The organism is Cyanobium sp. Copco_Reservoir_LC18, assembly GCF_009834675.1.
GTDB classification, from domain to species: Bacteria; Cyanobacteriota; Cyanobacteriia; order PCC-6307; family Cyanobiaceae; genus Cyanobium; species Cyanobium minutissimum.
Genome location: NZ_ASAC01000022.1, coordinates 260,051 through 285,643, shown reverse-complemented (window position 1 = coordinate 285,643; position 25,593 = coordinate 260,051). Strand labels below are relative to the sequence as shown.

General features: G+C 55.8%; 19 protein-coding genes. 8 read left to right on the top strand and 11 right to left on the bottom strand.

Annotated features, from left to right (window positions below):
- The first annotated feature begins 111 nt into the window (after positions 1 to 111).
- Positions 112 to 972, top strand: coding sequence for a type I methionyl aminopeptidase (map, locus tag L107_RS12650; protein ID WP_159819304.1), 861 nt, complete (start codon positions 112 to 114; stop codon positions 970 to 972).
- 18 nt (positions 973 to 990) lie between these two features.
- Here the strand turns inward: map and L107_RS12645 are convergent, their stop codons facing one another.
- The gene (locus L107_RS12645; RefSeq protein WP_159819302.1) at positions 991 to 1,722 is read right to left on the bottom strand and encodes an NAD-dependent epimerase/dehydratase family protein; all 732 of its coding nucleotides are present in this window, start codon (positions 1,720 to 1,722) and stop codon (positions 991 to 993) included.
- 63 nt (positions 1,723 to 1,785) lie between these two features.
- On the opposite strand from L107_RS12645, the gene L107_RS12640 reads away from it, so the two are divergent.
- Both L107_RS12640 and L107_RS12635 read left to right on the top strand, forming a co-directional pair.
- The gene (locus L107_RS12640; protein WP_159819300.1) at positions 1,786 to 2,892 is read left to right on the top strand and encodes a phosphotransacetylase family protein; all 1,107 of its coding nucleotides are present in this window, start codon (positions 1,786 to 1,788) and stop codon (positions 2,890 to 2,892) included.
- A 39-nt stretch (positions 2,893 to 2,931) separates the two neighbouring features.
- Positions 2,932 to 3,444, top strand: coding sequence for a hypothetical protein (locus L107_RS12635; RefSeq protein ID WP_015108742.1), 513 nt, complete (start codon positions 2,932 to 2,934; stop codon positions 3,442 to 3,444).
- On the opposite strand, the gene L107_RS12630 is transcribed toward L107_RS12635, so the two are convergent.
- Positions 3,441 to 3,890: an NfeD family protein gene (locus L107_RS12630; RefSeq protein ID WP_159819298.1), complete on the bottom strand. Its 450-nt coding sequence runs from the start codon at positions 3,888 to 3,890 to the stop codon at positions 3,441 to 3,443. The genes L107_RS12635 and L107_RS12630 overlap by 4 nt on opposite strands.
- A 102-nt stretch (positions 3,891 to 3,992) precedes the next feature.
- Here L107_RS12630 and L107_RS12625 point away from each other — a divergent pair, with 102 nt between their 5' ends.
- Positions 3,993 to 4,904: an SPFH domain-containing protein gene (locus L107_RS12625; protein WP_159819296.1), complete on the top strand. Its 912-nt coding sequence runs from the start codon at positions 3,993 to 3,995 to the stop codon at positions 4,902 to 4,904.
- Between the two features lie 25 nt (positions 4,905 to 4,929).
- Here L107_RS12625 and L107_RS12620 read toward each other — a convergent pair whose 3' ends face one another.
- Positions 4,930 to 5,418, bottom strand: coding sequence for an MAPEG family protein (locus tag L107_RS12620; protein WP_236550677.1), 489 nt, complete (start codon positions 5,416 to 5,418; stop codon positions 4,930 to 4,932).
- Positions 5,419 to 5,478: 60 nt separating this feature from the next.
- Between L107_RS12620 and L107_RS12615 the strand changes: the two genes are divergently transcribed.
- Positions 5,479 to 5,970, top strand: coding sequence for a YajQ family cyclic di-GMP-binding protein (locus L107_RS12615; protein WP_159819294.1), 492 nt, complete (start codon positions 5,479 to 5,481; stop codon positions 5,968 to 5,970).
- A gap of 127 nt (positions 5,971 to 6,097) precedes the next feature.
- Here L107_RS12615 and L107_RS12610 read toward each other — a convergent pair whose 3' ends face one another.
- From L107_RS12610 to L107_RS12595, 4 genes are all read right to left on the bottom strand, one after another.
- On the bottom strand, positions 6,098 to 6,790 hold the full coding sequence (locus L107_RS12610) for a recombinase family protein (protein WP_159819292.1): 693 nt from the start codon (positions 6,788 to 6,790) through the stop codon (positions 6,098 to 6,100).
- A 1,211-nt stretch (positions 6,791 to 8,001) separates the two neighbouring features.
- Positions 8,002 to 10,194, bottom strand: a complete 2,193-nt coding sequence (locus L107_RS12605; RefSeq protein WP_159819290.1) for a hypothetical protein — start codon at positions 10,192 to 10,194, stop codon at positions 8,002 to 8,004.
- On the bottom strand, positions 10,191 to 10,355 hold the full coding sequence (locus tag L107_RS12600) for a hypothetical protein (protein ID WP_159819288.1): 165 nt from the start codon (positions 10,353 to 10,355) through the stop codon (positions 10,191 to 10,193). Before L107_RS12600 ends, L107_RS12605 begins: the two co-directional genes overlap by 4 nt.
- Positions 10,356 to 11,365: 1,010 nt before the next feature.
- Positions 11,366 to 12,832 carry a DUF4041 domain-containing protein gene (locus L107_RS12595; RefSeq protein ID WP_159819286.1) on the bottom strand — a complete coding sequence of 489 codons (1,467 nt, stop codon included), beginning with the start codon at positions 12,830 to 12,832 and terminating at the stop codon, positions 11,366 to 11,368.
- Between the two features lie 392 nt (positions 12,833 to 13,224).
- On the opposite strand from L107_RS12595, the gene L107_RS12590 reads away from it, so the two are divergent.
- From L107_RS12590 to L107_RS12580, 3 genes are all read left to right on the top strand, one after another.
- Positions 13,225 to 14,754 carry a hypothetical protein gene (locus tag L107_RS12590; protein ID WP_159819284.1) on the top strand — a complete coding sequence of 510 codons (1,530 nt, stop codon included), beginning with the start codon at positions 13,225 to 13,227 and terminating at the stop codon, positions 14,752 to 14,754.
- Positions 14,755 to 15,342: 588 nt separating this feature from the next.
- Positions 15,343 to 16,677, top strand: a complete 1,335-nt coding sequence (locus L107_RS16385; protein ID WP_201295886.1) for a hypothetical protein — start codon at positions 15,343 to 15,345, stop codon at positions 16,675 to 16,677.
- Positions 16,678 to 17,196: 519 nt separating this feature from the next.
- On the top strand, positions 17,197 to 17,778 hold the full coding sequence (locus L107_RS12580) for a PD-(D/E)XK nuclease family protein (RefSeq protein ID WP_159819282.1): 582 nt from the start codon (positions 17,197 to 17,199) through the stop codon (positions 17,776 to 17,778).
- Between the two features lie 386 nt (positions 17,779 to 18,164).
- Here the strand turns inward: L107_RS12580 and L107_RS12575 are convergent, their stop codons facing one another.
- From L107_RS12575 to L107_RS12560, 4 genes are all read right to left on the bottom strand, one after another.
- Positions 18,165 to 19,058 carry a hypothetical protein gene (locus L107_RS12575; RefSeq protein ID WP_159819280.1) on the bottom strand — a complete coding sequence of 298 codons (894 nt, stop codon included), beginning with the start codon at positions 19,056 to 19,058 and terminating at the stop codon, positions 18,165 to 18,167.
- A gap of 2,145 nt (positions 19,059 to 21,203) precedes the next feature.
- Positions 21,204 to 21,956: a thermonuclease family protein gene (locus tag L107_RS12570; RefSeq protein ID WP_236550676.1), complete on the bottom strand. Its 753-nt coding sequence runs from the start codon at positions 21,954 to 21,956 to the stop codon at positions 21,204 to 21,206.
- Between the two features lie 18 nt (positions 21,957 to 21,974).
- Positions 21,975 to 22,523, bottom strand: coding sequence for a hypothetical protein (locus L107_RS12565; protein ID WP_159819278.1), 549 nt, complete (start codon positions 22,521 to 22,523; stop codon positions 21,975 to 21,977).
- Positions 22,524 to 23,081: 558 nt separating this feature from the next.
- Positions 23,082 to 25,232 (bottom strand): AAA family ATPase, encoded by a 2,151-nt coding sequence (locus L107_RS12560; protein ID WP_159819276.1) that lies wholly within the window; start codon positions 25,230 to 25,232, stop codon positions 23,082 to 23,084.
- Between the last annotated feature and the right edge of the window lie 361 nt (positions 25,233 to 25,593).

Below are 25,593 nucleotides of genomic sequence, written 5' to 3'. Positions count from 1 at the left end.
AGGACGGTGCGGCGGGCCGTGGGGACGCGGCGGGGGTGGGACTGGACACGGGGAAACGACGGCGGGAGGGACGCCATTGATAACTTGAATGTCCGGCCCGACTCCCACCGCATGAACCTGTTCGCCGATCTGCTGGCCAGCACCAACGGCGTCAAGGGCGGTGGCACCCCTCTCACCCAGGCCGGCCCCCGCATCCAGAAGACCCGCCGCGGCGTGGAGGTCAAGTCGGCGCGGGAGATCGCGATCATGCGCCAGGCCAGCCGCATCGTCGCCACGGTGCTGCGGGAGATCATCGACATGGCCGCCCCGGGCATGACCACCGGCGACCTCGACCGCCACGCCGAGGCCCGCATCCGCGCCATGGGGGCCACCCCCAGCTTCAAGGGCTACCACGGCTTTCCGGCCAGCATCTGCGCCAGCATCAACAACGAGGTGGTGCACGGCATCCCCAGCGCCAAACGGGTGATCAAGGCCGGGGATCTGGTCAAGATCGACACCGGCGCCTACTACGAGGGCTTCCACGGCGACAGCTGCGTCACCCTCTGTGTCGGCGAGGGGGTGCCCGAGGAGGCCCGCCGCCTCAGCCGGGTGGCCCAGGAGTCGCTGATGAAGGGCCTTGCCACCGTGAAGGCCGGCAGCACCCTGCTGGAGCTGGCCGGCGCCGTCCAGGACCACGTCGAGGCCCACGGCTATGCGGTGGTCGAGGACTACACGGGCCACGGTGTGGGCCGCAACCTGCACGAGGAGCCCTCGGTGTTCAACTACCGCACCCGGGACCTGCCCAACATGCAGCTGCGGGCCGGCATGACCCTGGCGGTGGAGCCGATCCTCAACGCCGGCAGCAAGGCCTGCCGCACCCTCAAGGACCGCTGGACCGTGGTGACCGTGGACGGCAGCCTCTCGGCCCAGTGGGAGCACACCATCGTGGTCACCTCCGACGGCTGCGACATCCTCACCGACCGCGACTTCTAGGCCCGGCCTGCCCGGGCTTCACCGCCGCAGCAGGAGGCGGCAGTAGGCCCAGCGGCCCAGGGTCGCCAGGGGCATCAGCACGTAGGTGAGCGGATTCGGGGTGACCATGATCAGGCCGCAGTTCCAGTCGGCCTGGCGCAGGATCTCGCCGGCCACCCAGTCGGCCCCCATCACCCCGACGGGGTTGAGGGCCGAGCGGAACGGCCCCAGCACCAGGCGCCGCAGCCGCACCACCGCCGCCAGCTCCGGCGCCCGCAGGCTGAGCAGCTGACCCAGCAGCCGCTTGCTGATCTCGTAGAGGGGGCTCAGGGCCGGCTGGATCTCCGCTTCCGAGGTGTTCACCCACACCTCCGGCCGCGGGCGGCCGTCGCGCTGCGCCGGATCCCGCCGCGCCGCCACCGCGGCGAACAGCTCCAGCAGCCGCCAGGCGCTCAGGGCGTTGACCTCCAGGGAACGGCCGGTCGCCCCGGCGCTGCCGTCGCCATGGACATTGATGCCGTGGTTGATCACCAGCACGTCCACCTCCGCGAGCAGGGATTCGAGCGCCGCCTCCTGCCCCACCTGCCAGTGCACCTGGCGCAGGGGGATCGGCTGCCCGTCCGGACCGGCCAGCTGCAGCGGCGTGCGGCCGTGGCAGAGGGCGATCAGCCGGGCGCCGCGGTGGTGCCAGCGGCGCAGCAGGGCCTGGCCGAGGGCCCCGCTGGCACCGGTGACGGCCACGGTGAGCGCTTCGTTTGAGGGGTCCGGCATGGGCCTGCGGTGGACGTGCTGCCTAGATTGCCCGGCACCTGCGGGTCCCGGCGAGGTCACACCATGTCCATCCCCCTGCTGATCGGCTCCTGCGAACCCTTCAGCGGCAAGTCGGCGGTGGTGCTCGGTCTGGGCCGCCAGCTCGCCCGCCAGGGCGTGCCGCTCGCCTTCGGCAAGCCGCTGGCCACCTGCATGGACGACCCGCTCGACGCCTTCCCCGACGCGGCCCCGGAGAACCCCCTGCTCGATCCCGACGTGCGCTTCATCGGCGCCACCCTCGGTCTGGAGCCGGAGCAGCTGATCCCTTCCCTGCACGTGCTGGAGCCGGCGACGGCCCGGGCCCGGCTGCTGGCGGGGGATCTTGACCCGGGGGAGGGGCTGACGCTGCTGCAGCGCCGCATCCACGACGACGCCGAGCGGCTGGTGCTGCTGGAGGGGGCCGGCAGCCTCAGCGAAGGGCAGCTCTACGGCCTGGGCCTGGTGCAGCTGGCCCAGGCCCTGCAGGCCCCGGTGCTGCTGGTGCACCCGTGGAGCGAGAGCCGCAGCGTCGAGTCCCTGCTGGAGGCCCGGCACCAGCTGGGCGATCTGCTGGCGGGCGTGGTGCTCAACGCCGTGGTGCCCGAGGTGGTGCCGGAGGTGCGGGAGGCGGTGCTGCCGGCCCTGGAGCGGCTCGGCATCCCGGTGCTGGGCGTGATGCCCCGCAGCCCCCTGCTGCGCAGCGTCACGGTGGAGGAGCTGGCCCGCCGGCTGGCGGCCACCGTGCTCTGCTGCCGCGACGGCCTCGACCTGCTGGTGGAGACCCTCTCGATCGGCGCCATGAACGTCAATTCGGCGATGGAATTCTTCCGCCGCCGCCGCAACATGGCGGTGGTGACCGGCGCCGACCGCACCGACATCCAGCTGGCGGCCCTGGAGGCCTCCACCCAGTGCCTGATCCTCACCGGGGCCGGTGAACCCCTGCCCCAGCTGATCAGCCGGGCCGAGGAACTGGAGGTGCCGGTGCTCAAGGTCGACCACGACACCCTCACCACCGTGGAGGTGATCGACGCCGCCATCGGCCATGTGCGGCTGCACGAAGCGGTGAAGGCCACCTATGCGATCCGGCTGGTGGAGGAGAACTGCCACTTCGAACGGCTGTTCCGCCGGCTGCGCCTGGCGGTCCATGCCTGAGGGCGCTGCTAGTTTCGGACCGTTGGTTGTCGATAACGGGTGACCCGGTCCCTAGATCTTCCGGCCCTGGACCGGATCGATACGCTCGCCCAGGAGCTGGCCATGCTCCAGGACCGGGGCAAACGCAGGATCGCCTTCCTCGGCAGCCGCCACGTGCCGGTGGTGTCGATCCATCTGGTGGAGCTGGTGGCCCGCTCCCTGGCCCAGGAGGGCCACAACCTGATCACCTCCGGGGCCCAGGGGGTCAATGCGGCCGTGATCCGCAGCGTGCTGGAGGTGGATCCGGCCCGGCTCACCGTGCTGCTGCCCCAGAGCCTCGACCGCCAGCCGGGTGAATCCCGCAGCCAGCTGGAGCGGGTGCTGCACCTGGTGGAGAAGCCCGAGAACGACGAGCTGCCCCTGCCGATGGCCAGCAGCCTCTGCAACCAGGAGATCATCAACCGCTGCGACCAGCTGATCTGCTACGCCTTCCATGACAGCGAGACCCTGCTCTCCAGCTGCCGCACCGCCGAGGACATGGGCAAGGTGGTCAGCCTGATGTTCTTCGACTAGCCCGGCAGGGTCTCCTGGCGCGGCAGCACCTGCAGCCGGGTTCCCTCCCGGCCCATCACCGTCACCTGGCTGCCGGGCGGGAGGCTCTGCTGGGGTGCCAGGTTCTGGGCGGCCCAGCTCTGGCCCTGCCAGCGCACCCGGCCCTCGCCGTTGGCATCGAAGGCCGTGGTCACCTCCGCCAGTTCGGCGCGGGCGCTGGGGGGAATGGCCCGGGCCTGGCGGCGGGCCGACCAGCGGCGCAGCCAGACGTAGCCCGTGCCCACCAGTACCGCGTAGAGGAGCAGCTGGCCCAGGGGCGGCAGCACCGGCGCCAGGATGGCGATGAGGGTGAGCAGCAGGGCCGCCACGGCGCCGATCAGCAGCAGGCCGTCGCCGTCGGCGCCCACCAGCTCCAGCAGCAGCAGCACCCCCGCCAGGGCCAGCCAGAGGATCGGGGGTGCGGGCATCGGCGGGGTGCGAAGGGGCGGTGGCGGAGGAACAACGAAACCAACGCGAACGTTGGCCATCGCCCCCATCCTGCCTAGCGTTGCCCCAGTGAAGAAGCCTGCATGGAAGCGCTCATCATTCCGGTGCTCGTGGTGCTGGCCGGACTGGGCATCAGTGGCGTCAAGGTCACCAGCAGCAGCCGCTCGATGCTGGTGGAGCGCCTCGGCAAGTACGACCGGGAGCTGCGCCCCGGCCTGTCCCTGGTGATCCCCGGCCTCGAGCGGGTGGTGAGCCACGAATCGCTGAAGGAGCGGGTGCTCGACATCCCGCCCCAGCAGTGCATCACCCGCGACAACGTCTCGATCGAGGTGGATGCGGTGGTGTACTGGCAGCTGCTGGAGCATGCCCGCGCCTACTACGGCGTCGACAACCTGCAGGCGGCCATGGTCAACCTGGTGCTCACCCAGATCCGCGCCGAGATGGGCAAGCTCGACCTCGACCAGACCTTCACCACCCGCAGTGAGGTGAACGAGACCCTGCTCAAGGAGCTGGATCAGGCCACCGATCCCTGGGGCGTCAAGGTGACCCGGGTGGAGCTGCGCGACATCCAGCCCTCCCAGGGGGTGCAGCAGGCGATGGAGCAGCAGATGACCGCCGAGCGGGAGAAGCGGGCGGCGATCCTGCGCTCCGAGGGGGAGCGGGAGTCCCAGGTGAACGCGGCCCGGGGCCGGGCCGAGGCCCTGGTGCTGGATGCCAAGGCCAAGCAGGAGGCGGTGCTGCTCGATGCCGATGCCCAGGCCAAGCAGCAGCTGCTGCTGGCCAAGGCCCGGGCCGAGTCGGCCACCCAGCTGGCGGCGGTGATCGAGGCCCATCCGGCGGCGGCCGAGGGGCTGCGGCTGCTGCTGGCCAAGGACTGGATGGCCATGGGCCAGCAGATGGCCGCCCAGGGGGGATCGGTGCTGATGGTGGATCCCCAGAGCCCGGCGTCGCTGCTGGCGGCCCTCAAGGGCCTGCAGGAAAAGGGCGGCAGCTGAGGCTCCGCCCCTCCTCCCAGGGCGCCTAGCTGCGCAGCACCGCCCGCAGCCCTTCGGAATACAGCAGGGCCGTGCAGAGGATGCCGCCGGCCCAGCAGAGGCTGCGCACGGGCGGCAGGTTGGCCACGTAGGCCCCGATGTAGCCGAGACGCAGCAGCGGGTGCAGCCAGGCCACCAGGGGCACCCACGGGGCGGCCGCCAGCACCGAGGGGGCCACCAGCAGGCAGAGCAGGCAGGCGGGGGCGTGCAGGGTGAAGGCCTCGAAGCTGTTCTGGTGCGCCCAGTTGGCCCGCTTGCCCCAGGCCGGCAGCCGCTCGAACATCGCCCGGGGGGCGGCCAGGTCGGAGGGGGTGAAGTCGGCCTGGGAACGGGCGGCCCCCAGGGGGATCAGGCTGAGCACCACCACGGCTCCCGAGAGCACCAGCGACCAGGCGAAGGGTCCACCGGCGGCCGCCGGCAGCACCGGCAGGGCGAGGCTGGCCGCCAGGAGGGGGATGGGCAGGGACAGGGTCATCGGGAGGGAGCGGCTGGGGTCTCTTTTCTAGGCTGGCGCTGCCTTGACTTCGCCCGCGCCATGGCCGACAGCTATTCCTTCGATGTCGTCTCCGACTTCGACCGCCAGGAGCTGGTGAACGCGGTGGATCAGGTGCGCCGGGAGGTGGGCCAGCGCTACGACCTCAAGGACTCGGCCACCGAGATCGACGTGGAGGAGGCCAGCCTGACGATCACCACCGCCAGCGACATGACCCTCGATGCGGTGGTGGACGTGCTGCGCCAGAAGGCCACCAAGCGCAACCTGTCGCTGAAGATCTTCGACCTGCAGACCCCCGAGCCGGTGGGGGGCAACCGGGTGAAGCAGGTGATCAGGCTGCGCAAGGGCCTCAGCCAGGAGCTGGCCAAGAAGCTCAGCAAGAAGGTGCGCGATGAGGTCAAGAAGGTGACCGTGGCGATCCAGGGCGAGAGCCTGCGCGTCACCGGCAAGAACAAGGACGACCTGCAGCAGGTGATCGCCCTGCTCAGGGCCGAGGACCTGGAGGTGCCGCTGCAGTTTGAGAACTACCGCTGAGGGGGCTGCGAATCCTGGCTCTGACTGGACTATGGGACCTTGCTGAAGCCCGTTCTAGTACCACGGCTAGTACCAAATCACGGTCACAGATCCCCCCTGGCAGACCCCTGCTCCTGACGGCGAACCCTCAGGCACTCCTGACCGAGATACCCAGCCGCTCCAGCAGCCTCTTGACCTGGGTAGGGCTGAGCTGATTCCCAGCCTTGGTGGTCTTGCCAGCCCCCTCAAGGGCAGCTGCCATCTCCCTCAGCGACAGCCCAGCTGCAGCCATGGGGCGAAGGACCCCCCTGAGCTTCTCAGCCTCCCCCTGAGCCCTCTCCTTGGCCGCCGTGTTGCTGCGGAGGGTTCCTGGCCTCAGGCCTCCCAGCTTCACCCCACGGGCCTTGGCAGCGGCCAGAGCGTCCCTTGTCCGTTCGGAGATCCGACGACTCTCGAACTCAGCCACAGAGGCCATGACCGAAAGGATCAGCCGACCTGCTGAGGTGGTGGCATCCACGTCTGGGAGGTCACAGAAAATGAATCCACCAAGCCCGTTGGTCTCTGCTTCCCTGCTGAGGCGAAGGACAAACTCAGCATCCCGAGCCAGGCGGTCCAGCTTGGCCACGGTGATTGCAGCCTTCCGCCTGCGGGCCTCCACCAGGGCCTTGGCCAGCTCAGGCCGGTCATGCTTCCGACCCGACTCAACCTCGACAAACTCAGCCACGACCACAGCTCCCCGGTCAGCAGCCAGCTGGGTGACCTTCTCTCGTTGGGCTTCCAGGCCAAGACCACTCTGGCCTTGGCGGTCGGTGGAGACCCTGTAGTAGGCGATCAAATCCATGGGGACCAACCCATCCGCGTGAGGCCATCGAGCGACCTCGTACCAAGAGTCTACGATTGTTGTGACGGGTACGGCGGATCGAGCCTGGGCTCTTGGCAACCCATTTGCTGACCAGCTGGCTCTCAGGTTGGTCCAGTCTCCGATCCTCAACCTGCTGGAAATGCATACCCCTATGGGGGGGCAATCGAAAAAGCCCCCTCTGCGTATAGGGCAACGGATTTTTGCGGTAAAAACTCCAGACCACAGGTTGGCCAAGATCAGGGGCCTAGGATCGACGCAAAGAGGCTCGACCATCCAGGACTACCTAAAGGTGATTAGAGGGACCTTCTAGGGGTGTATAGAGGGCTCTCAGAAGGTGTTAGAGAGATGGAATTGCGACACGGAATTGAATCTGAGTTTCCTAGGATCTTCAACGTGGGTTGACCTTAGCGTCACAGGCTGGTTAGCAGGGACAGGTCTGTATTGTTTATCGAAGCAGTTCCCCACCTCTCACTCCTCGCTTCACCGGGCCTATGGGCTGACGCCCGGCCCTGGCTCGGAGCGGAGAGGCGGAGGTTGGTAGGGATTGGGATGGGCGTGTCTGTCATAGCTGGTCCCAACTGGTTGACACCAATCAATCCCTACACCAACCCCAACAACCGACGTTTCTCTCGGAGGCAGCGAGCGGGCGTCAGCCCTGGCGAGCGTCTGCCGGAGAGGAAACGGAGGAGACCAAGCCTTCAGAATCTCTACCAGAAGAATCTGACTCCATAGGTCCTTAGACAATCCAAGGATGTCCTAGAGATACAAGATTCTAATCTTTCAACTCCGAAGGAGTCTTAAGATTCTGATCTTCTAAAGATGACAGTAAGAGAGATATGACTCTAACCAGCTAAAGAAGACAGGTTCCAAGGCTCGTCGAGAGAGGTAGGGGTTAGTGTCTAAGAATGGATAGAGATACGACACTAAAGAAGACATGAGAAGACACTCCCATAGGTCCTTAGGCAATCCAAGGATCTTCTAGAGATACAAGATTCTGATCTTTCAACTCCGAAGGAGTCTTAAGATTCTGATCTTCTAAAGAAGCATGGGAAGACACTCCCGTATGGTCCAGGCTTAAACCAACTAGACTCCTGTCATACCAACGGTTCTCAGCTAATCGGCTACCATAGGCTCTAAAAGAAACCCTTTAGAGGTTATGGGCGCCAATTAGCCGAAATCCCTTGTAAACACTAGGATTCGCTTGTCGGTAGAGCTTTCTCTAGGAAGGCCTTTTGAGACCTCCCATGCCCGCTGTAACTCAGACTGATTCCAAGACGACGGGCATGTTTAGCGATCGGATGTCGACCAGTAAATCGACCCCGCCAGGTCTTGTTCCAAGCATTTCTAGAGATCCCCACCAGTTCAAGGAACTCTGAAACTGGAGTCCTTCCAACCGGAAGATCTTCTAGGGCCCTAAGGATAGATGCCTCTTTGAGGAGGTCACTCCCCTTTGGTTGTCGCGACCGTTCAAAACCAGAGAAGGACCAGTCTGAGACCTGCACATTAGGGAGTTCGTCGATGATCATTCGCCTGATGTCATTGCCCTTCTCACCTGCGGGAAGAAGCACGAAGAGATCCGCTTGATGGCAACGCCCCTCTACGTCGATTACCCTCCGGATTCGACTCCGATAGAGAGCCTGAATGATCTCTACAGCCACCTTGCTGTTGACCATGGCCTCCACGAGGCTGGTCTTTTCACGTCGGCTGAGGTGATCCAAGCCTTCAGCAAGACCAAGCTGTGAGCAGATGGCATTGGCAGCCCACTCCCTAGGTCGATAAAAGCTAGACGCGATGACAACAGTGTCGAAATCTGACCAACGATTCTCTCCAGTCGTAGCTCCCCAGTGGGTCGTCTCAAACTCTTGGAAATAAGGATCAGCTTGTGCCAAGTCCTTAAGAACATTTTCGAGGTTCATGTGGGAGACGACTAGGACCTTCCGATCTGGGTCGAGATTGGTCTTCAGCCACTTGTACAGCTCAAATGCACGGGTATCACGTTCAGTTGGGTTGTCGAAGCCCGATTTCCCTTGATTGGCCTTTGTGTGCTTGACGTGGAGCTTCGCGTTCTCAAGGTTCCTTAGGGCCTTGTTGGATGTCACTTCCTCCCGATTCGGGAACAGCCTGTAGGTCAGGTCCTGGGCAGCGGTGCCATCCAGGATGACCATGCTTCCAGCCTCATTGGAGATCAGCCAGTTGGCTGCGTTGGTCTTTTGAAAACTCCCAGACTTGGTTGAATAGGACCAGCTACTGACCAGTCGATCAATGGCTTGAAGACAAGTCTTGATTTTGGACTTGACTTCCCGGGCAACTGATGCACTTTCTCGACCGATGGTAATCAGATCCCAGGCACAGTCCTTCAGGAGGGTGTCGTAGAGCTTTTGCAGATTGGCAGAGGGTGCATTCTCAAGAATCTGGTTAAAGCTGTCAGTGGTGATCGTGATGTGCTTGTTGTCTGATTGGATTTGCTCAAGGACTGGTCCTATCGCTTCGAAGACAGCCCATTCTTGGGGATGCTGCTGCTTTAGCCGACGAATGACGCCGTTCTGAACGAAGTACCCGTGAACTCGGTTGTAGTCGTCAAGTGTCAGTTGGTACTCGGTGATCGGGTTGATTGATTCGTCTACGATGACAAGCCTCCGCTCGCCATACCTCCACTTACGAAGAGACCTCATGGTTGACTCATTTCCATCACTGAGCCTATGGAGCGAGTTGCTGTAGCCCTGATGGCAGATCACCAAGATGGGATAGTTGTAGATCTCTTCGAAGCTGACCTCAGATTGTGAGTGCTTCGCCACTGCGCACAAGTCGGTCCTGCCAGTGATGTCTTGATAGAACCGGTTAATCTCCTTGGCTGCCTCGTTTGCAGTTTCAATCCTTTCAACGATCAGGATTGCTCCCCAGCTGGCTTTGATCCTCGTGAAACTGGAGTGGTAGTAGCTTGCAGCCAACTCAGCACATGCCACCTGAGCGGCTTGGGACTTCCCGATGCCACAGGTGCCGTTGTAGGTGTAGACCGTCCCCTTGTTGTCGAGAAGAGACTTGTTGAATGCCGCAAGGAGGAGTTTCCACTCACTGATCAACTCAGGTGAGATTTCATTCCCTCTACTGGTCCAGACCGATGCCATGTCCTCGATGAACCAGTTCTCTTCGATCTTGGGTGTGCTTGCAAGATGGGGAGTCGCAAGGGGCGGTTCCAACCCGAAAAGATCTCCTTTCACACAGAAAGCAGTAGTAGGATCGATCTCAAGAAAAAAATCTGACCTCCTTTGCCTGAGTACAGGGACTCGTGCCTTTGAGATTGGTGCCTTTACTGGTTTGACAGGGGTGATTTTTCGGTTCATGTGATTGACTGAATTAAAGTTTGGCTGGTAAAGAGGCTTCACGGATTGGAGCCTGTGTCGCTCTTGCCTGCTTGATACGGCCTAGAAGGTTGAACGCCTTGAGCCTTGGCTATCTCTTCAAGGACGAAGCCGATTTTTCGAATTGAGGCGTTCAGAGCCCTCATCCCCGAAGAGATGTCCTGAAGTGTTTGGGTGTCGGTCATGGTTGTTTGATTGATCGTGGTTGAAAGGCATTGGTTGGGTGATGGTCTGTCCCCCTATTCCCAGTGGACGAGGCAAACGGATGTATGCCTGCCCCAGCTGTTGAGCCTTTATCTGTGTGGCCCTCACGGGAGGCAAACTGAAGCAGCCGGATTTGACTGTTTCCTTCAAACAAAGGGTTCGAGACTCGTTCCAGCGCAATGGGTCTCAGGGGCGATATTTTGTGTATCCCACGGAACGTGTATCTAGAGATACCAAGTCTCGTGAAAACCCTTGCAGCATCAAGGCGCAGCCTCTTTGAGGTCACGTAGCGAGAGCCCCCTATCCAGCCACCTCACAAACCATTTGGCTCACATTCCTTCTTGCTTATCGAAAGCAGGGGTTTGAGGAGCCCTATTGGTGTGGTTGAGGATCTCTGTGAGCAGAACCGGAGGCGGTTCAAGCCAACCAGCGGGTTGGATCCCGACGTGGGAATCCACCATCTGCTCGGCTTAGATCGAGTTTCAGGTATTGAGACTGTCCCTTGCGTTGTCGTGGCTTCCAAGCCACTGGAGCAGGAGGGGACTCAATCAAGACAACTTTTAGGGCACATCGCCAGCCTTGTCAAGCCCTAGGATTATAAGGTTCGATGAACGGATCTAGCGCGCTATTCGCACTCCAGCCATGGATCGAGGAGTCGTCCATCGCTTTGCTCAGAACCATGCAGTTACCGCGTTGCTCAGCAGGCCACTGCAGGCCCCAAGCAGCAGGGATAAGCTAGGCCGACTCTCCCCGGCCTCTCTTGCCCACGGAGCAGCCAGAAGGCACCTCTACAGCCGATGCGGATAGTGAAGAGGATTTGTGCAATGCTCTCCTGGAGCCGCTTCCAAGCGATGGCTCCACTATTGGCAACCACGAGGCCCAGCAAGCCCTCTCTGAGCTAGTTGCTAGGGGGGATAGCCCAGCAGACCTATTCAGCGGTCGATGAGAGCCTCTAAGGAATGGGAGCAAGTGCCTTGATGACCGTGGTGAGTCAGCTGTTCTCGAAAGTTCTCTCCAACTCCATCCGCTTGGCTTCGCTTTGCCGATATTGCTTCGCTTCAGCAGCCAAGGTGATCTTGAGCTCAGAGACTGTTCCTTCTTCTTGGTGGATCCTGAGAAGCTCTTCTCGTATCTCTTCTATCGTCACCTTGAAGAACTCTTTTCTAAGATTCTCAAGATTGACTCTGCGGTTGTCGAACCTTCTGTGTAGCGAGCTTTCAAGTGATGGAGCGTCTTTTGTAAAAATTAGTGCATGCACATCAAAAGGAAAGGGAACCGAGGCATCACCCAATTCGCGTACTCGGTCTAGTGGCTCAAGCCTACGTGTCATTCCGATCTTATATACATGCTCTCCAAAGCTCCCAACATTGCTAATAATGTAAACGTGACCAGATCTCGTTAGCTGTGCCTGGCTAATGGCCCTTTGCTTGGATTCCTCAGCCGCTGCAAGCATTGCTTCTAGGCGGGACACCTTTTCTTCGAGGGCTGACCGATCATCCAGGGTTGAAGCTTCAGCTTCTGCCTTTGCTTTGTCAAGTAACTCTCGGTACTTCTCCTCTGCACGTTCAGCATCACTTCTTGCTTTCTCAAGTTCCCTCAAAGCTCGTTCTTCGTCCTTCATTTGGGCACGGATTTGAGCTTGCTCTTCACGCTCTCTCTGCTTCGCTTCTTCGTAGGTGAATACCAGCCTCAGCTCTCGAAGCCGATTCTCCAAGTACCCCTTTGAAAGATGGCAGTACCACACGTCTGCGATCTTGCCAATCTGTTCATAGCTGTTCTCGATCCTCTTCTCCATCAAGCCGATGTTCTTGTAAGTGACACGCGCAATGTACGCATCGCACTCGCCGTTGAACGCCCGAAGCATTAGGCGAAGAACCTTCTTCAGCATTGCTTTCCCCTTCTTCACCGAGCCATCGAAGCTGATCTCCTTTGAGCAGAAGGCTGCTGCTTCTCTGTCCCCACCGCTGCCATCTAGAAGCAGCATTTTCTTTTGCTCTGCTCTTAGCTCTGAAAGCGCAGCCTCGTAAGCTGGAAGATCGCTGAACTCATAGTCGGGTTCGATGTAGCCGACTTGCATCAGTAGGCTGTCATCCTGAAGGAGGCTGAGCGACCTCCTGATCGCGTTCAGTTCGAGTGCCTTGCCCTTGCGCTCGTTTTCAATCTCTGCGATTCGATTAAGCGCTTGTAGCTTCTCCTGCTCTAACTCGTCTAGGTCCCTCTCGGCCTGCCGTTTGATCTGTGTTGCTTCAGTCTTCGCCTTGGCAATGATGGACTCAGCCATCTTTCTTGATGCTGCTTCCATCTGCTGGGTTCCTTCTCGCATATTGGTTGCCTCCCGTTGAGCGTCTACAATCGGAGCAAACTTCTTCCTGATTCGCCTTAGCTTGGATTGAGCTACTATTGCCCAGGTGAAGGAAACGAATGCAAAGGAAGCAAGGAACAGTGCCAGAAGCGCCATTGCCGAAATGTCCAAAGGGCTAAGTTCTAGCTCGCCTTCTTTGGTTATGAGTCGGCTGAGTGGAATTGAAACAGTCCTTTAAGATCTTCCGCATTGAGGAAGTTGTCATTTGCCCGGTGACTCTTTTGTGCTTGGCGATGGGATTAGTGTGGAGATTATCCTGTTGCCGCTCAACTCGAAAATGAGTCCGCTCTTGGATTTATTTGCGATAGCGTTCAGCAAAGTATCTCCCTACAGGCCAGTCACTGAGGCTCTGATCCCCAGATCTCCCGGTTGAATGCTCAGGAGGGCAGTGCGACTGCCCGCACTGAGATCTTGCGCGTGCTGAAGGGTTAGGTGTGATTCAGCACCACCACGGAAGACCTGCTATAAGTGAATTAGTGTGACGTGTCATGGCCTACTCCGTCCTAACCACCTCGGGGCTCACTATCAACATCAAGGCGATGCTAGAGGCTGGCGTCACCATCGATGACGTCAACCGTCAACTTCGTGGCTCGCGTGGTGTCTGCCTTCAGTGCCTTCTTGCACGCCGCCAGCTAACGCAGGCCCAGGCTGAAGGCCTCGATAGAGCCACCCTGGAGAGTTCCATTGATTCCACCTTCCGATGCGGGCACCGTCGCAAGAAGTGGGATCCCGAATCAGGAGGGTATTCTCCCAAGACGCTCATTGTCGAGCCTCATTATTTTCACCCAGAGCCATTGCTGAACGAGGAAGGCGATAAGATCGCCCGACCTTGTGAGACCCGGAGCCATGAACACGTCGAGTTTCTCAACTGGCTCATTGGGAACCAGAGGGCTTGGTGTTTGAATGGCATCCCTGCATCTCCAGAGTCACTTCTGCTGCGTGAGCCTCGATACCGAGTTGACCCTCCAAATTGGCGGTCGCCTGACCTAGCCATTGTTCGATGCAATGCCGTGGACCCGACCCGGGTGATGGAGGTAATCCAACGCGACGGATACATCCCTGCCCATGCAGTGCAGATGGTCTCCGCAATTGAGGTTCAGATCTCGCGCATCAGTGTTGAGGAGATACGGCAGCGTACCATTGATCACCTGAGACACTTCGCAGACGTGCGTTGGGTTTTTGTTGAGCGTCATCTACACGGAACGGTAGAGGCCCGAAAGTGGCTGGCTGAAAACGGACATGAGGCTTTCATTATCCGCCAAGAGCTGGATAAGTCCCGCATCCTTGGCATCGAGCTTCTCCCGCCACCTGGTCTCCTTGGCAAGGTTACGATTCCTTCCCCGCCACTACCCTGCCTTCGATCTTTGTATGTCGAATGGCTCGCAAAGGGATTTGCTGCTCCTGAAGCACTGGCTCGGGCGAAGGGGGAACGCGCCGCGCTCAAGCGCAACGCCGAGAAGGCAGTATCCTTGAATGCTCTTCTTCGACATGACTTCGGTATTGATCTGCCATGGGAGACGTCATTTGAAGAGGTACATGAAGCTCACGACCATGCACTTGCGGATCTGATCGAAAGGCAGCGAATTGAGGCTGAGCGCGTTCGCAGAGAGCAGGAGGAGGCTGACCGCCACGAACGTGAAAGGAAGGTCCGCGAACAAGCCGAACTTCAGGAGCGCCTCCACTCCCTGGAACAAGTTCGTTTACGTAGAGAGGAGGCGCAGCGACAGAGGCAGATTGAGGAGGAGGAGTTCCGCAAGCTTGAAGCACTGTGGCAGCCTGTAGCAGTGGTACAGCTAAATAGAGACCGTACTATGGTCACGAACGTCCTCATTGGTGACCTGATCCGGCGTGGCCCTGGCGGTGAAGTGTTCGTTTATAGGGGTCGGGAAAGCTTGGGCTATGGGGTAGATCGTGCTGTGAAGACGGATTCTGATTCCTCCAGCACCATGAAGATAAGCGTGATCGACGATCTCAGCGGTTGGCAGGTAATGCCTGCTGCCGATCGAGCTGCGAGGTGATGGCATCATGAAGAGTAAATTGATTTTCAGACGATCCAACACTAAGAATCTTGGGCTTTTCTTCAGGGCGCTTAGGACTTGAGCACTCGTACGAATCTACCGGCTACGTCCTGACTTTTCATGCCCCGATCCATCTCTACCGCACAATTCGTACATAGGCTTGCAAACAAGCATCCTGAACTGGAGGTTCTTGGTGAATATGTTGCAGCTAAGGTTCCAATCGCTTGTCGATGCCGTACCTGCGGGCACAGCTGGGATTCATCTACACCAGACAATCTTCTTCATCAGCTCAGATTTGGTTGTCCAAACTGTGCTAGGCAGGCAGCAAAGTTGAGATGGCAGACTGAAATACAGGAATGGCTCTGCAACCATAGGCCTGATATTCAGTTGGATGGTGACCTCGACACAGCACGCAGCAAGACCTGGTTCAAGTGTGTTGTTCCTTCCTGCAGCTTTCGCTGGCGAAGCACCTTCCGCTCAGTTCGAGGATCCAAATCCGGCTGCCCCCAGTGTGCGCTACGTAGGATCTCTGAATCTAGGAAGGTCCCTGAAAGCGAGTTCCGCAACTGGCTTCGTGAGAACCGACCTATGATTGACTTGTTGGATTATGCAAATCAGAGCAGCCAAGCAACCTTCCGCTGCTTGAATCCAGATCACGACCCTTCAAAGCCTTACCTCTGGAAGACTATTCCCGAGATTATTCGTCTCCAGGGGAGAGGGCTCCAGGGTTGCAAGCATTGTGGATGGCGGGCTAATGGCCAGCGGCTGCTTGTTGATCAAGCAGAGAAACGCTCCTGGATGGCATCTCACAAGCCTGCAATTCTGATGGGAGATGACTACAAAACCACTAAGTTGCCATGTACGTTTACCTGCACGCTCTGTTCTTACAGCTGGAAAACCTCTATCGCTGTTTTTACCAACAATGATGCTGGCTGCCCTAACTGTGCTGGTGTGGCGCGGGTAACTAAAGAGGAGTTCTTACGAAGACTCAGCCACAAGACTGCGGGGGGCATCTCACTTATTGGGCCATATCGGGGATATACCCATAGAGCAGAGTTTTGTTGTAACAGGGACGGGTGCGGGTATGTCTGGTCTATTTCGCCAAATCGACTCACCTCAACTAAACCAACAGGCTGTCCAGCGTGCGCAGAGTTTGGCTTTGATGTAAACAAACCAGCCTGGTTGTACCTGATGGCGAAGCCTGGAGAGCAACAGTTTGGCATCACGAATGATCTTGCTGGCCGCATCCAGTTCCACGAGCGAGATGGGTTTCAGTTGCTAGATGCTATTGGCCCAACAGCAGGGCTGTCTGTCCTTGACAAAGAAAGAGAACTGAAGCTATGGCTCAAAACATCAATTGGTTTGCTTATTCAAGGAAAGAAAGAGAACTGGCCAACCACTTATGCGTCATTTGAAAGTCTTGCTGAGCTGTTTGCTGCAGCATGTATCTTGCCGCTTATCCCAACTGAGGAGCAGCAAGCAGATTCGAGCGTAGCTGACTACCCACAAATTGATGTTCCTGCTATTTGGAAGGAGTTGCCAAAGACAAAGCTAGAGGCCTTGAAGGCTGGTTCATCCAGATTCTTCGATGGATCTCGTTGCCGGCACGGCCATCTGTCCCCAAGATTCACTAGTGGGCCTTGCGTTGAATGTCTGAGATTAAGCCAGCTAAGAATCAATGAGCGCAAGAAGGCACAACGCAGGGAGTCTATTCTGAACAGTATTCCAGCAAGAATATGTCCGGAATGTAATAAAAGCTTCTCGTTGACACCCGAGATGCGTATTGACAAGATATATTGCTCCGATAAATGTGCAAGCGCTCAAAGTAAGCGGAACTATGTAGCAAGTGATCCGGAACGTCGTCGAGAACAAAGCCGGAATTCAGCTCGTAAGCGCTATCACGAGCGAAAGCTCAGTGATTAGCCTCTGCCCAGGAGGATGTCTTCGTCTGGTTGACCGCTAATGCCTATCGGCTTGTTTCCTGCAGTCCATTCCAGAGTGATGTGCGGTGCCCAGCTTTGCGATCTGTCTACTTGAATTCCCATCCCATGATTCTCGATCACCACGCTATTACCTCTGGATTTCTGGATTGCGGCTCGTCTCTTCCACAATATGACCTAATCGTTGCTTGGTAACTGCGACTTCCTTTTACAGATTCTATAATCAAGGCTTCTTTACATGTACTGGCTATGGCTCGGCTGATCTGAGCAAGCTAGTCCTTGTTTATGCTCTGCGTGTGTTTCATTTGTTGCTTGGGCGATCTTATGCTGCTGGTATCCGCTGACACCAGTCCTAGCAAGTTGACGAATTGCGGCTACCCTTCTGAAGCTGGGTATACGCATTTGGAGCATGCCAAACCTTGATCTCACCCCACGGAAAGAGTCCTTTGTTTGGGTGACTTGGATTCCTCCCCTTCTATCTGGTGACACTCACTGTGAGTTCATGCTTCACCAGCTGGGTAACTTTGTTGCTCCAAAGAGCAATACCGACCTTCCAGCATCATGGATTGACGACCATAACCGGCTGGTCAGTGAGGTATCCGATCGCTACCAGCAGATTGGCCGAACCGTCCGTATCGAGGACGAGAACCGAGTCGAGATTATTTCCAAGTCGGGCGTCAAGGTCGTTGGACAGCCTGACATTCTGGTTGAAGAGGTTCTCAGTGGACCCGAGAAGTCAAGGGGGATCATCGTTGAGGCAAAGACAGGGAGGCAACGCAGCAAGGATCGACTGCAGGTCATGCTTTACATGATGATGACAAATGCTGCCCGTAGTATCAGCGGAATCTCGAACATGCCTGACGGTCAGCTCGTTTACAAGGACGGAACAGTCCTTGATATCCCGTTTACTGAAATTACTGATGACTTCAAAAAGTCTGTGTCTCGCCTCCTGGGGATTGTTGCCTTGGCTGAGCCTCCAGATCCTAGGCCCAGTGGCTACTGCCGCTTCTGTAAGTTTCTCGATATCTGTCCGAGCGCCGAGCAGGAAGGACATTCGATCATTGATGAGACCGATGACTTCTAGACCGGTGTGGCTGTTGCAACCTTCGAGTTGCTCATGATTGTGTGGCCTGAAATCTTGACTACCTTCCACCAACGTCGCCCATTGCTACTGCGTCCCCATGACAGACGCTGACGACCGCACCACCCGCCTAGCCCAACTCCAGAAGCAGCTGGACGCCTTGTCAGAAGAGGGCAGAGCTACTGAGCCGAACACTCATGAACGTGAGGCTGTGTTGGAGCGATGGGCTCCGATCTTTGCGGCTGTGATGGCGTTGAGGGAGGAGTTAGACACCCCCGGTTCATAGCCCCTTATGTGATCTGAGGAGATATGCCAAGGCTCAGACATAAGAATCCCGAGCATCGAAAAACACTAGGTCGCTTAACAATGAGGTCCTGCATCGTATTGCCTCATTTGGCTCTACCCGTATAGGGCTGTGCGACCCAATCAGATGGTCCGGGGTCTTGATTTGACTTTTCCCTGTTGGCTTCTCTCGTAATCACCTGTAGGTTCCAAGGAACATGTAATCCCATTGGGCCTCTTTCTGTGTCTCTCGGGTTTAATGGCATGATGTGATCAACTTCATGCTTAATTCCGGTGATCTGTGTTTGGGTATCAGCCTCTTCATAGATGCTCTCAATATCGGATGAGTACATGCCTATCCACGGTGGAGTTGCCCTAATTCTTAATGCCCTTCTCTTGGCTGTATACATCTTCCGTCTGTGTGGATGCCTCGTTCCCCAAGCTTTAATGGCAGCTTGCTGGCTCTCTTTTTCGTTTTGCCTCTTTACACTTAATCGTCGCCTTTCAGGATGTCTCGCTAAGTTCGCTGCCAATATTTCTTTGCGGCGCTCTGGATTTGACTTGTTATGTTCGGCAGCTCTCCTAATAATCACCTCCTTCTTGTCCTGAGAAAGTCGATGGTACTTAAGTCTCTTCAGGATGTTGTATGTCTCTCTGTTGCCATACCGATCAATTGCATCCCTAATGCACTTGCAGATGTAGCACGGCTTGGTGCTATGCACTGACCTTAGTCTTCCGTGTCCGTGTTGACATTCTTCGCCTAGAAAGAGATTGCCGTGACTCGATATCTCCTTTGTGGCATTCTCGGCCCTGAGAAGTAGGTCTCGTAGGTATCTCTCTGCTTGGTCTTCCAGGTTGTTTTCTAATGCAACCTGACGTAGTATGACTTCGGGTGCTTTCTCGTTGTATCTGCGGTCGGTCTTGCCCTGGTTTTCTCTGGCATACCTTTCTCGCTGGCGAGCATTTACCTCGTCTTTCCTGCCTTGATGGTACTCACGCATTCTGGCTGCGCGTTCCTTGCTGAGTTCACAAAACAAGCAGGTCCTGCTATTTGTTCGCTTGGGTGTTCGTCTTTGGCATTTCTTGCACGGCACCTCAGGATAATACCAATTGACTCCTCTCCTCTGCGCTTCTGATGGGCTTTTGGGTAAGAGGCTCCAGGCTGGATGGTCGAGATCGGCCAGCTTTCTACTGTTTAGCTGAGATAAACTTTGTAGATCCAAGGCTGATGGTTATGCCCACTGGGCTTGGCTGCAATCTACCCCACTATACCAAGTCTGTCTTGAATGGTCGCGGCTGGTCGTCCGTCTAGATCTTTTCAAGGACCGTTACTCGTTCCAGTCCTTACAGGTTTGTCAGGGAGAGTATCCAGCTAGGTTCTGTTTCAGAGTTCGCTTCTGTATTCTGCTCCCCTTCATGAAGCACCTCAATCGCCTGCCGCTTCAGCTCCATGGAGGCAGCCCCAGCTGCACCTATTGCCGGCTGACATTGAGGTAAGGGTGGCCATGGTTTGACTAGCCTGTGCAGTTTAAGCGCAAAGGAGCATATGAATATCTCTGTGTCACTCATGCCCCATCTGCAGCCGCTCAATCTGCAGCAATAGCTATGCTTCCTTGCCCAGCCCCTATCCCATGTGCTTAGTCTTCTTGCCTTCGTGCACAGCTCGTTAGCATCGTCTAGGAGCTGGCCCTTCCACTGGCTCAGCTTGTTCGGGTAGATGCCGCTGTCGGCGGCAAACTCTTGGAGCGTCTTGCGGCCACTGATTGCCTCCATCGGGTCTTTGACCTTGAATCCGGGGCAGTGTATGCGGCGTTTGCTCATCGGTGGCAACCACTCTCAGGGGCGGTTCACCGTCTCACACGTTAACGATGGGCCCTGTCAATAAAGCCAGGGATACCACAGAAATGCAGTTCATTACAAAAGTAACGCTATTGAGCTTCTAAGGGTAAGTTAATCATCGGTTTCCAAGGGCTTGGTACATGAATGGCGCATTGAGAAAATCCCTTATGTTCATTCCAGCTCTTATAGTTCTATCCTGTCATCAATCATCATTCGCAAAGACTATCTTTCTCGGTTGCAGTCTGACTCGCACATCAAAGGCGATTGAGTTCAGCATTGACGAAGCACAACGTCTTTCGACCATTCTGCTTCAGCCCAGCCAAAAGATGCTTGCCAGAGTTCCCACTACTTTCACGGCGGATACAATAGTTGTTGACTCAACTGACTATTCTGATTGTCCCTATGGACACTGTCTTCATAAGATGTACAGAATCAACAGGAGTAATCTGCAGATTGTTGAGCTGTACGGTGGCTCACCCCCAGGCGTTATTGATGCTGGTACTTGTGCTGTCCGAGATACCAAGAGAAATGTAATATAGAATCACGTGATGTGTATTGAGCTGACTGCGCCGAATGGTTTGTGGCACGAGGACTAAAGACAGCGTTGTAGGCCTGTGATGCTCAGGGAGTTTCGGTTGTCTTCTGCCAACCGATCTTCGTGCAACTCTGAGGCTGGTCCTTGAACGCTCTAGGAGCAGCACCTGAGCACCAATAGCCTTCAATATCAAGTCCATTGACTAGTGTCTGACGCGGTATGTAGATCACACCTGGTGTAGCCAGGCCCATCGCGTCAATTACTTGCTCCCACTCTCCAGCTGGGCCGCGGGAGCAAGTCTGCACAAAGCTAAACCTCCCATCGGGGTTTTTCCGAACATATCGGCAGCCAGTCGGGTGATGGGGAATGTACTCGTTGTTTGGCAATGGGGAAGCAGCCACCGCTATCCCCATGATGACCGGAAGCGCCGCAACTGAAGTGTTCAGGAACGAGAACAGGAGTCGGAAATTCATTGTTATGCTCCTGCTTGTCCTTATTGGAAATCCGACGCGGTCGACTGGCTGGATATTGCAAACAAGACAGCAATAAGATCTACATGAAACAATTGAATCTCCTGCACTCGAAACTCAAAGCCATCATCTTTGTATTCTAAATAGGAAGCGTTACATGTCAACCGATGTTCCTTCATAATTGCTGGCTTGCTCCAAGCAAAGTCATAGTCACGAATCTCCCGTGCTTGCACAGTGGTGGCAGCGTCTCTGGCCACTTGAGGATAGCTTCCAGATAAGTGCCTGCATTATGTTCAGCCTAATCACCGCAACGCCTCACAAGCCTCCCCATCCCCGTCCCCATCTAAGTACGTATGCCCCTCCCTCAGCAGCTGCTGGGCATGCTCCCAAGACCCCACGTTCCGGCAGTACCACCGCCTCCTTGAGCTTGGCCTGGATCCACCATTGATGATCGTGAGGGTCACCGGCTTCTGTGTTCTTGGCGCTGGCTGGCTCTGGCCTCCACGCCGGGCTGCCCTGAAATCCCATGGTCGCTGTATGCCGCCATCTACGCGCCAGACACCTACTCGATAGCGCTCAGCCAGCTTCTCCCGATCCAGGTAGGCCCACTCGTCGCACTGCTTCAGGTACTGGCGGTATGCGAAGGCGTTGCCCTGCTGAACCAGGGTCAGCCCTGCGTTGGCTCCGTTCTGAGTGAACACCTCAGCAACGGTCCGCCCGTAGCGGTCTCTGGTCTGCACCTTCAGGGTGACCGTGGAACCGACCGGAAGCAGCTGCTGGAGCGCCTGCCTTGCATGCTGCCCGTAGGGGGACTGTGCCATCTCAGGGGCATCGATGCAGGCGACTCTGATTGTGAGCTTCCGACCAGCTTCCTCGACGCGGAGTGTGTCGCCATCACCAACTGAGATCACCGTGGCCGCTGAGGCGGCGACGGGTGTTATCAGCAACATGCTTACGAAGCCCAGAGTTATTGCAAACTCTTCAATTACTCTATCAGACGCATCTTTGCCGCAACTGCAATCTATCAAGGTCGACCTCATATTGAGAGTGTCCATAGGGGCTTTTTCCCTAGTTTATCTCTTGAGCCTGGGTAGAGTGATAATCACCATCACCAAAAGCAGTACCAATAGCGCTAATGGAGCTATCGGTGGGATCAGCACACATACTAGGGCTGTTATCACCAAGGCAAATGGAGAGATAAGGACCGCAACAACGCCTTCAGACGGAACTGACTTAGTGGTAGAGACCAGCATGGCAGCACCTTTCCAAACTATCCATATTACAAAAACTGGGAATACAATTACTCCAAGGGGAGGGATGACGAATGAGAGAAAGAGCAGTGGCAGGATAATCTGCCATCTATTGCTCCCCGAATGACTGCTTGCTTGCGGATCACCGACGTGAGGCATAGTTCCTGTAGATTTGGCCTTTGATCTTTCCCCTTTACCGCCAATTACTGGGATTAGATCTCTTGCCACTCTGTATTCAGCAAGTAGCGTTCCGTCTTCTTTGCGAAGTCTGTATTTACCCCCCATTGCTGATTGGGAGGAATGTGCCTTCGATGGAAGCTCTGTACCACCTCCTTCCCCATAGAGTAACGATGCCGCCTCAAAATAGTTCATGCAGTATTTGGAGCGGATGGTTATGCGAGGTTACCTTGGTAGCTTAATCCATGAACGCTGATGCTCAGCCATTGGCTTATTTCAGCGGGCCGAAGAATTGTAGTTCCATCTTGCAGACTGCCTACAAGCCTTCTCTCTGCAATACACTTCGGTCAGGTACCCATTAACGGGGTACTTGAATGCCATGCTCAAAGCGAGCCTCTGATCAGCTTCCTCGACACGCTGGTTCCAATTTCATCGTCGGTGCCGATGGTGGCAGTGGAAGAGGTTATGCAAGTGACCAATACCCCTAACAGCGGGTGGCCATTGAGGCTATTCGCATCAGGGCTGAGACTGGTGCGGTGATATTGGCATGCCAAAGGCTGAGTTATGCAGTCAGCTCGTTCCACTAGGCCATCGCATTTCTCAGGACATTGATAGTGGATTTTCTACCGTTACATTGTATCGGTGGTTCTGGCGCCGTCCTCCCATCAATAGATCTCTACTCCTCGCACCGCCAACATACCTTCTTCCACTTGGCTCTACTCATTCCACTTGATCTAGAGACGCTGCGTGATCCTAAAGTCTAGACATCTCATTAAAATGCTCTAGATAGCCTGTCTTCTCGAAAACCAGCCCAAGCCCTTCTTTGAAGGTATCGTAGTCGAATTCTTTCATGTCGATGATGTTCTGTCCAAGTGAGTGGGACTCTCGGTTTATGAAGCGACAGAAAGCCTGAAACCTTATGGCTTGAAGCTCCTGCATCATAAAAACATTATTCAAATCCTTCTTCCGAACAAAGCTAAAGAAGTACTCCACAATACTTCGCATGCAATTTGCGACTAGGGCTGGTGGTTGTTCTGGATTGTTGATTACGGACCAGTAAGCTTGATAGTCATTCTGAATCTCCTCATACTTCATTGCCTGAATACTGCTACCTGATGCAGATTTGGTAATTCTAAAGAGCTTCTGATTATCTTTCCTGCGTCTGTGATCCGTGTCTGTCAACTCGTAGAAGAAATAAAGGCTATGGGTCAAAACAAAAACTTTGCAGAATCTGTCATCCTTGAAAAAGATGTTCCGAATCAATCGCCCTACATTGTAGACAAACACGTGTGACAGGCTCGATATAGGATCGTCAATGACAACTATACGCTGGGTTGGCATGTCTTCCGTGCTGGATTTCCCTGTGCACAGCTCACAGAAATATAAAAAACTTATCATCATCTTCTCTCCTTCGCTAAGTGAAGGGAAGGCGTTTGTGGGGTCACCCGCTCGAACAACCCTGTAGAGATGGTCTGAGTGCTTGGCTAGTCTAAATCCCTCGATCCCAAGATCTAGCAGTCCTTCATTGATTGCATCTACTGCCTCATCGATATTTACTGTCTCTTTTTGCGCCAGTACTATCAGTGCCTTGGAATCTGCAAGTCCCTTTTCGATATTCGTGATTTGTTCGTCTATTTCTTGCAGTTTCTGTTTGGCTGCCTGTTGATCTGATTCGAAACGGGATAATGTCTGGTCATATTGCCAGCGCATGAGAGTCCAAAACTCTGCTTTTAAGCTTGCTAGTGCATCATCTCGATTCATGAGACGTGTATTGTATGTGTCGATAGAATCATTTATAGCCATTACCTCCTTGTTGAACTCTTGTAATACGGATGAGGTATTCAAGAGAGGAGTCTGTGACTTTGGATTCTCAATCTTATGCTTGATCTTCTCGATATTGCTGGCTATCGTGTTCATGACTGCCTGGTACTTTATGGAAAGCGACTCTTCCTTTTCACGAGCGAATGGATGACCTATAAACACACTCAAGGGAGTTAGCTGGTTCGACGCTTCAGTGTACCTACTCTGCATAGACACAAGTTTATCTATCTGAAGTTGATAGGTTGCATCAAAATACTCCTTTATATTTTTGACGAATGACAAACTGATTGTTTCTTGTTGGCAGAATGGACATGTGTGTATCTCTTCCTCGCTTTCCGCTGGTAGAAACACTAGCCCTTGTTTGACCCAGTCTGAATTTCCAAGCTTCTCAATGAGAGAAGCAACTTCACTATCCGTATTGCCTAAAACTGAGCGTTCTAGAATTGCTTCTGACTCGACATCGCTGGCTGTAAACGTTAGGAGCGATAGTCTTGGCTGTGGCTGTGCCCCATCCCCTTTGAGAGCATCGGCTTCGCTCCGAATCTTCTCAATTCCCTTAGTGGGCTCAGCTGTTGGTTTCGGGATTTGTAAGATGTGCGAAAACAGCTTTTCTTTCTCCCCCTTTAACCCGTCAAGGCAATATTCCAGTACACGATCTCCGCCTGAAAATTTTATTTTGATCTTCCACGCCTCATCGACGGCCTTTTTCCTTTGCGTCCCGAGTGTATTCTCGATCACACCCCTTTCAGCTTTCCTTCGTTCTAATGACTGTTCGAGATCTCGATGAACTTTGGTTTGGTCGGCAATCTTTTGCTCAGCGTCTTTATTCTCCTTGGACAAGCTAAAGATTCCCTTGAGGTTATCAGTAGAGAAAAAGTTGTCTTGGATGAACTTCTGGTTGTAAACTAGAATTGGAACGGTTTGCTCGGGTACTTTTCTGCAACAGGCAAATCGCGTGTGACTGGGATCATAAAGGAAGTTCGAGATCGTAGACTTCCCAGCTCCATTCAGTCCATAAACTAGATTAATCCTTTTATCGCTTATTAGAGATGTGGCATTCTTGAAGGTTGCCACCTCACTCATGTGTATTTCGTTTAGCATGGCAACTCACCAAGATAGCGAAACTGTATTAGCTGCTGTTTGTGGGGGCTGCGTCATGATTTTTAAGTGTTGCACTTGGTAGTATATGTGCGATCGACTCTGAGAGCAACGCTGCCATGCTTCTGGCTCTTGGATGCGACCTTCCAGTCTCAATCGTCGTATACAGGTCTACCACCAGCGCTTAGTGATGATGAACAAGCCCTGTCGCTTTTGATCTATGACACGGCTGGATGTAGTGACTTCTCCGACCTCACCCTCCATAAGATCAACCAAGGCCTTCCCTGAAGTGCTACTGACAACCGATTTGAATTATCCCCGTACTGGCCCCGTATTGGTGCAGGTT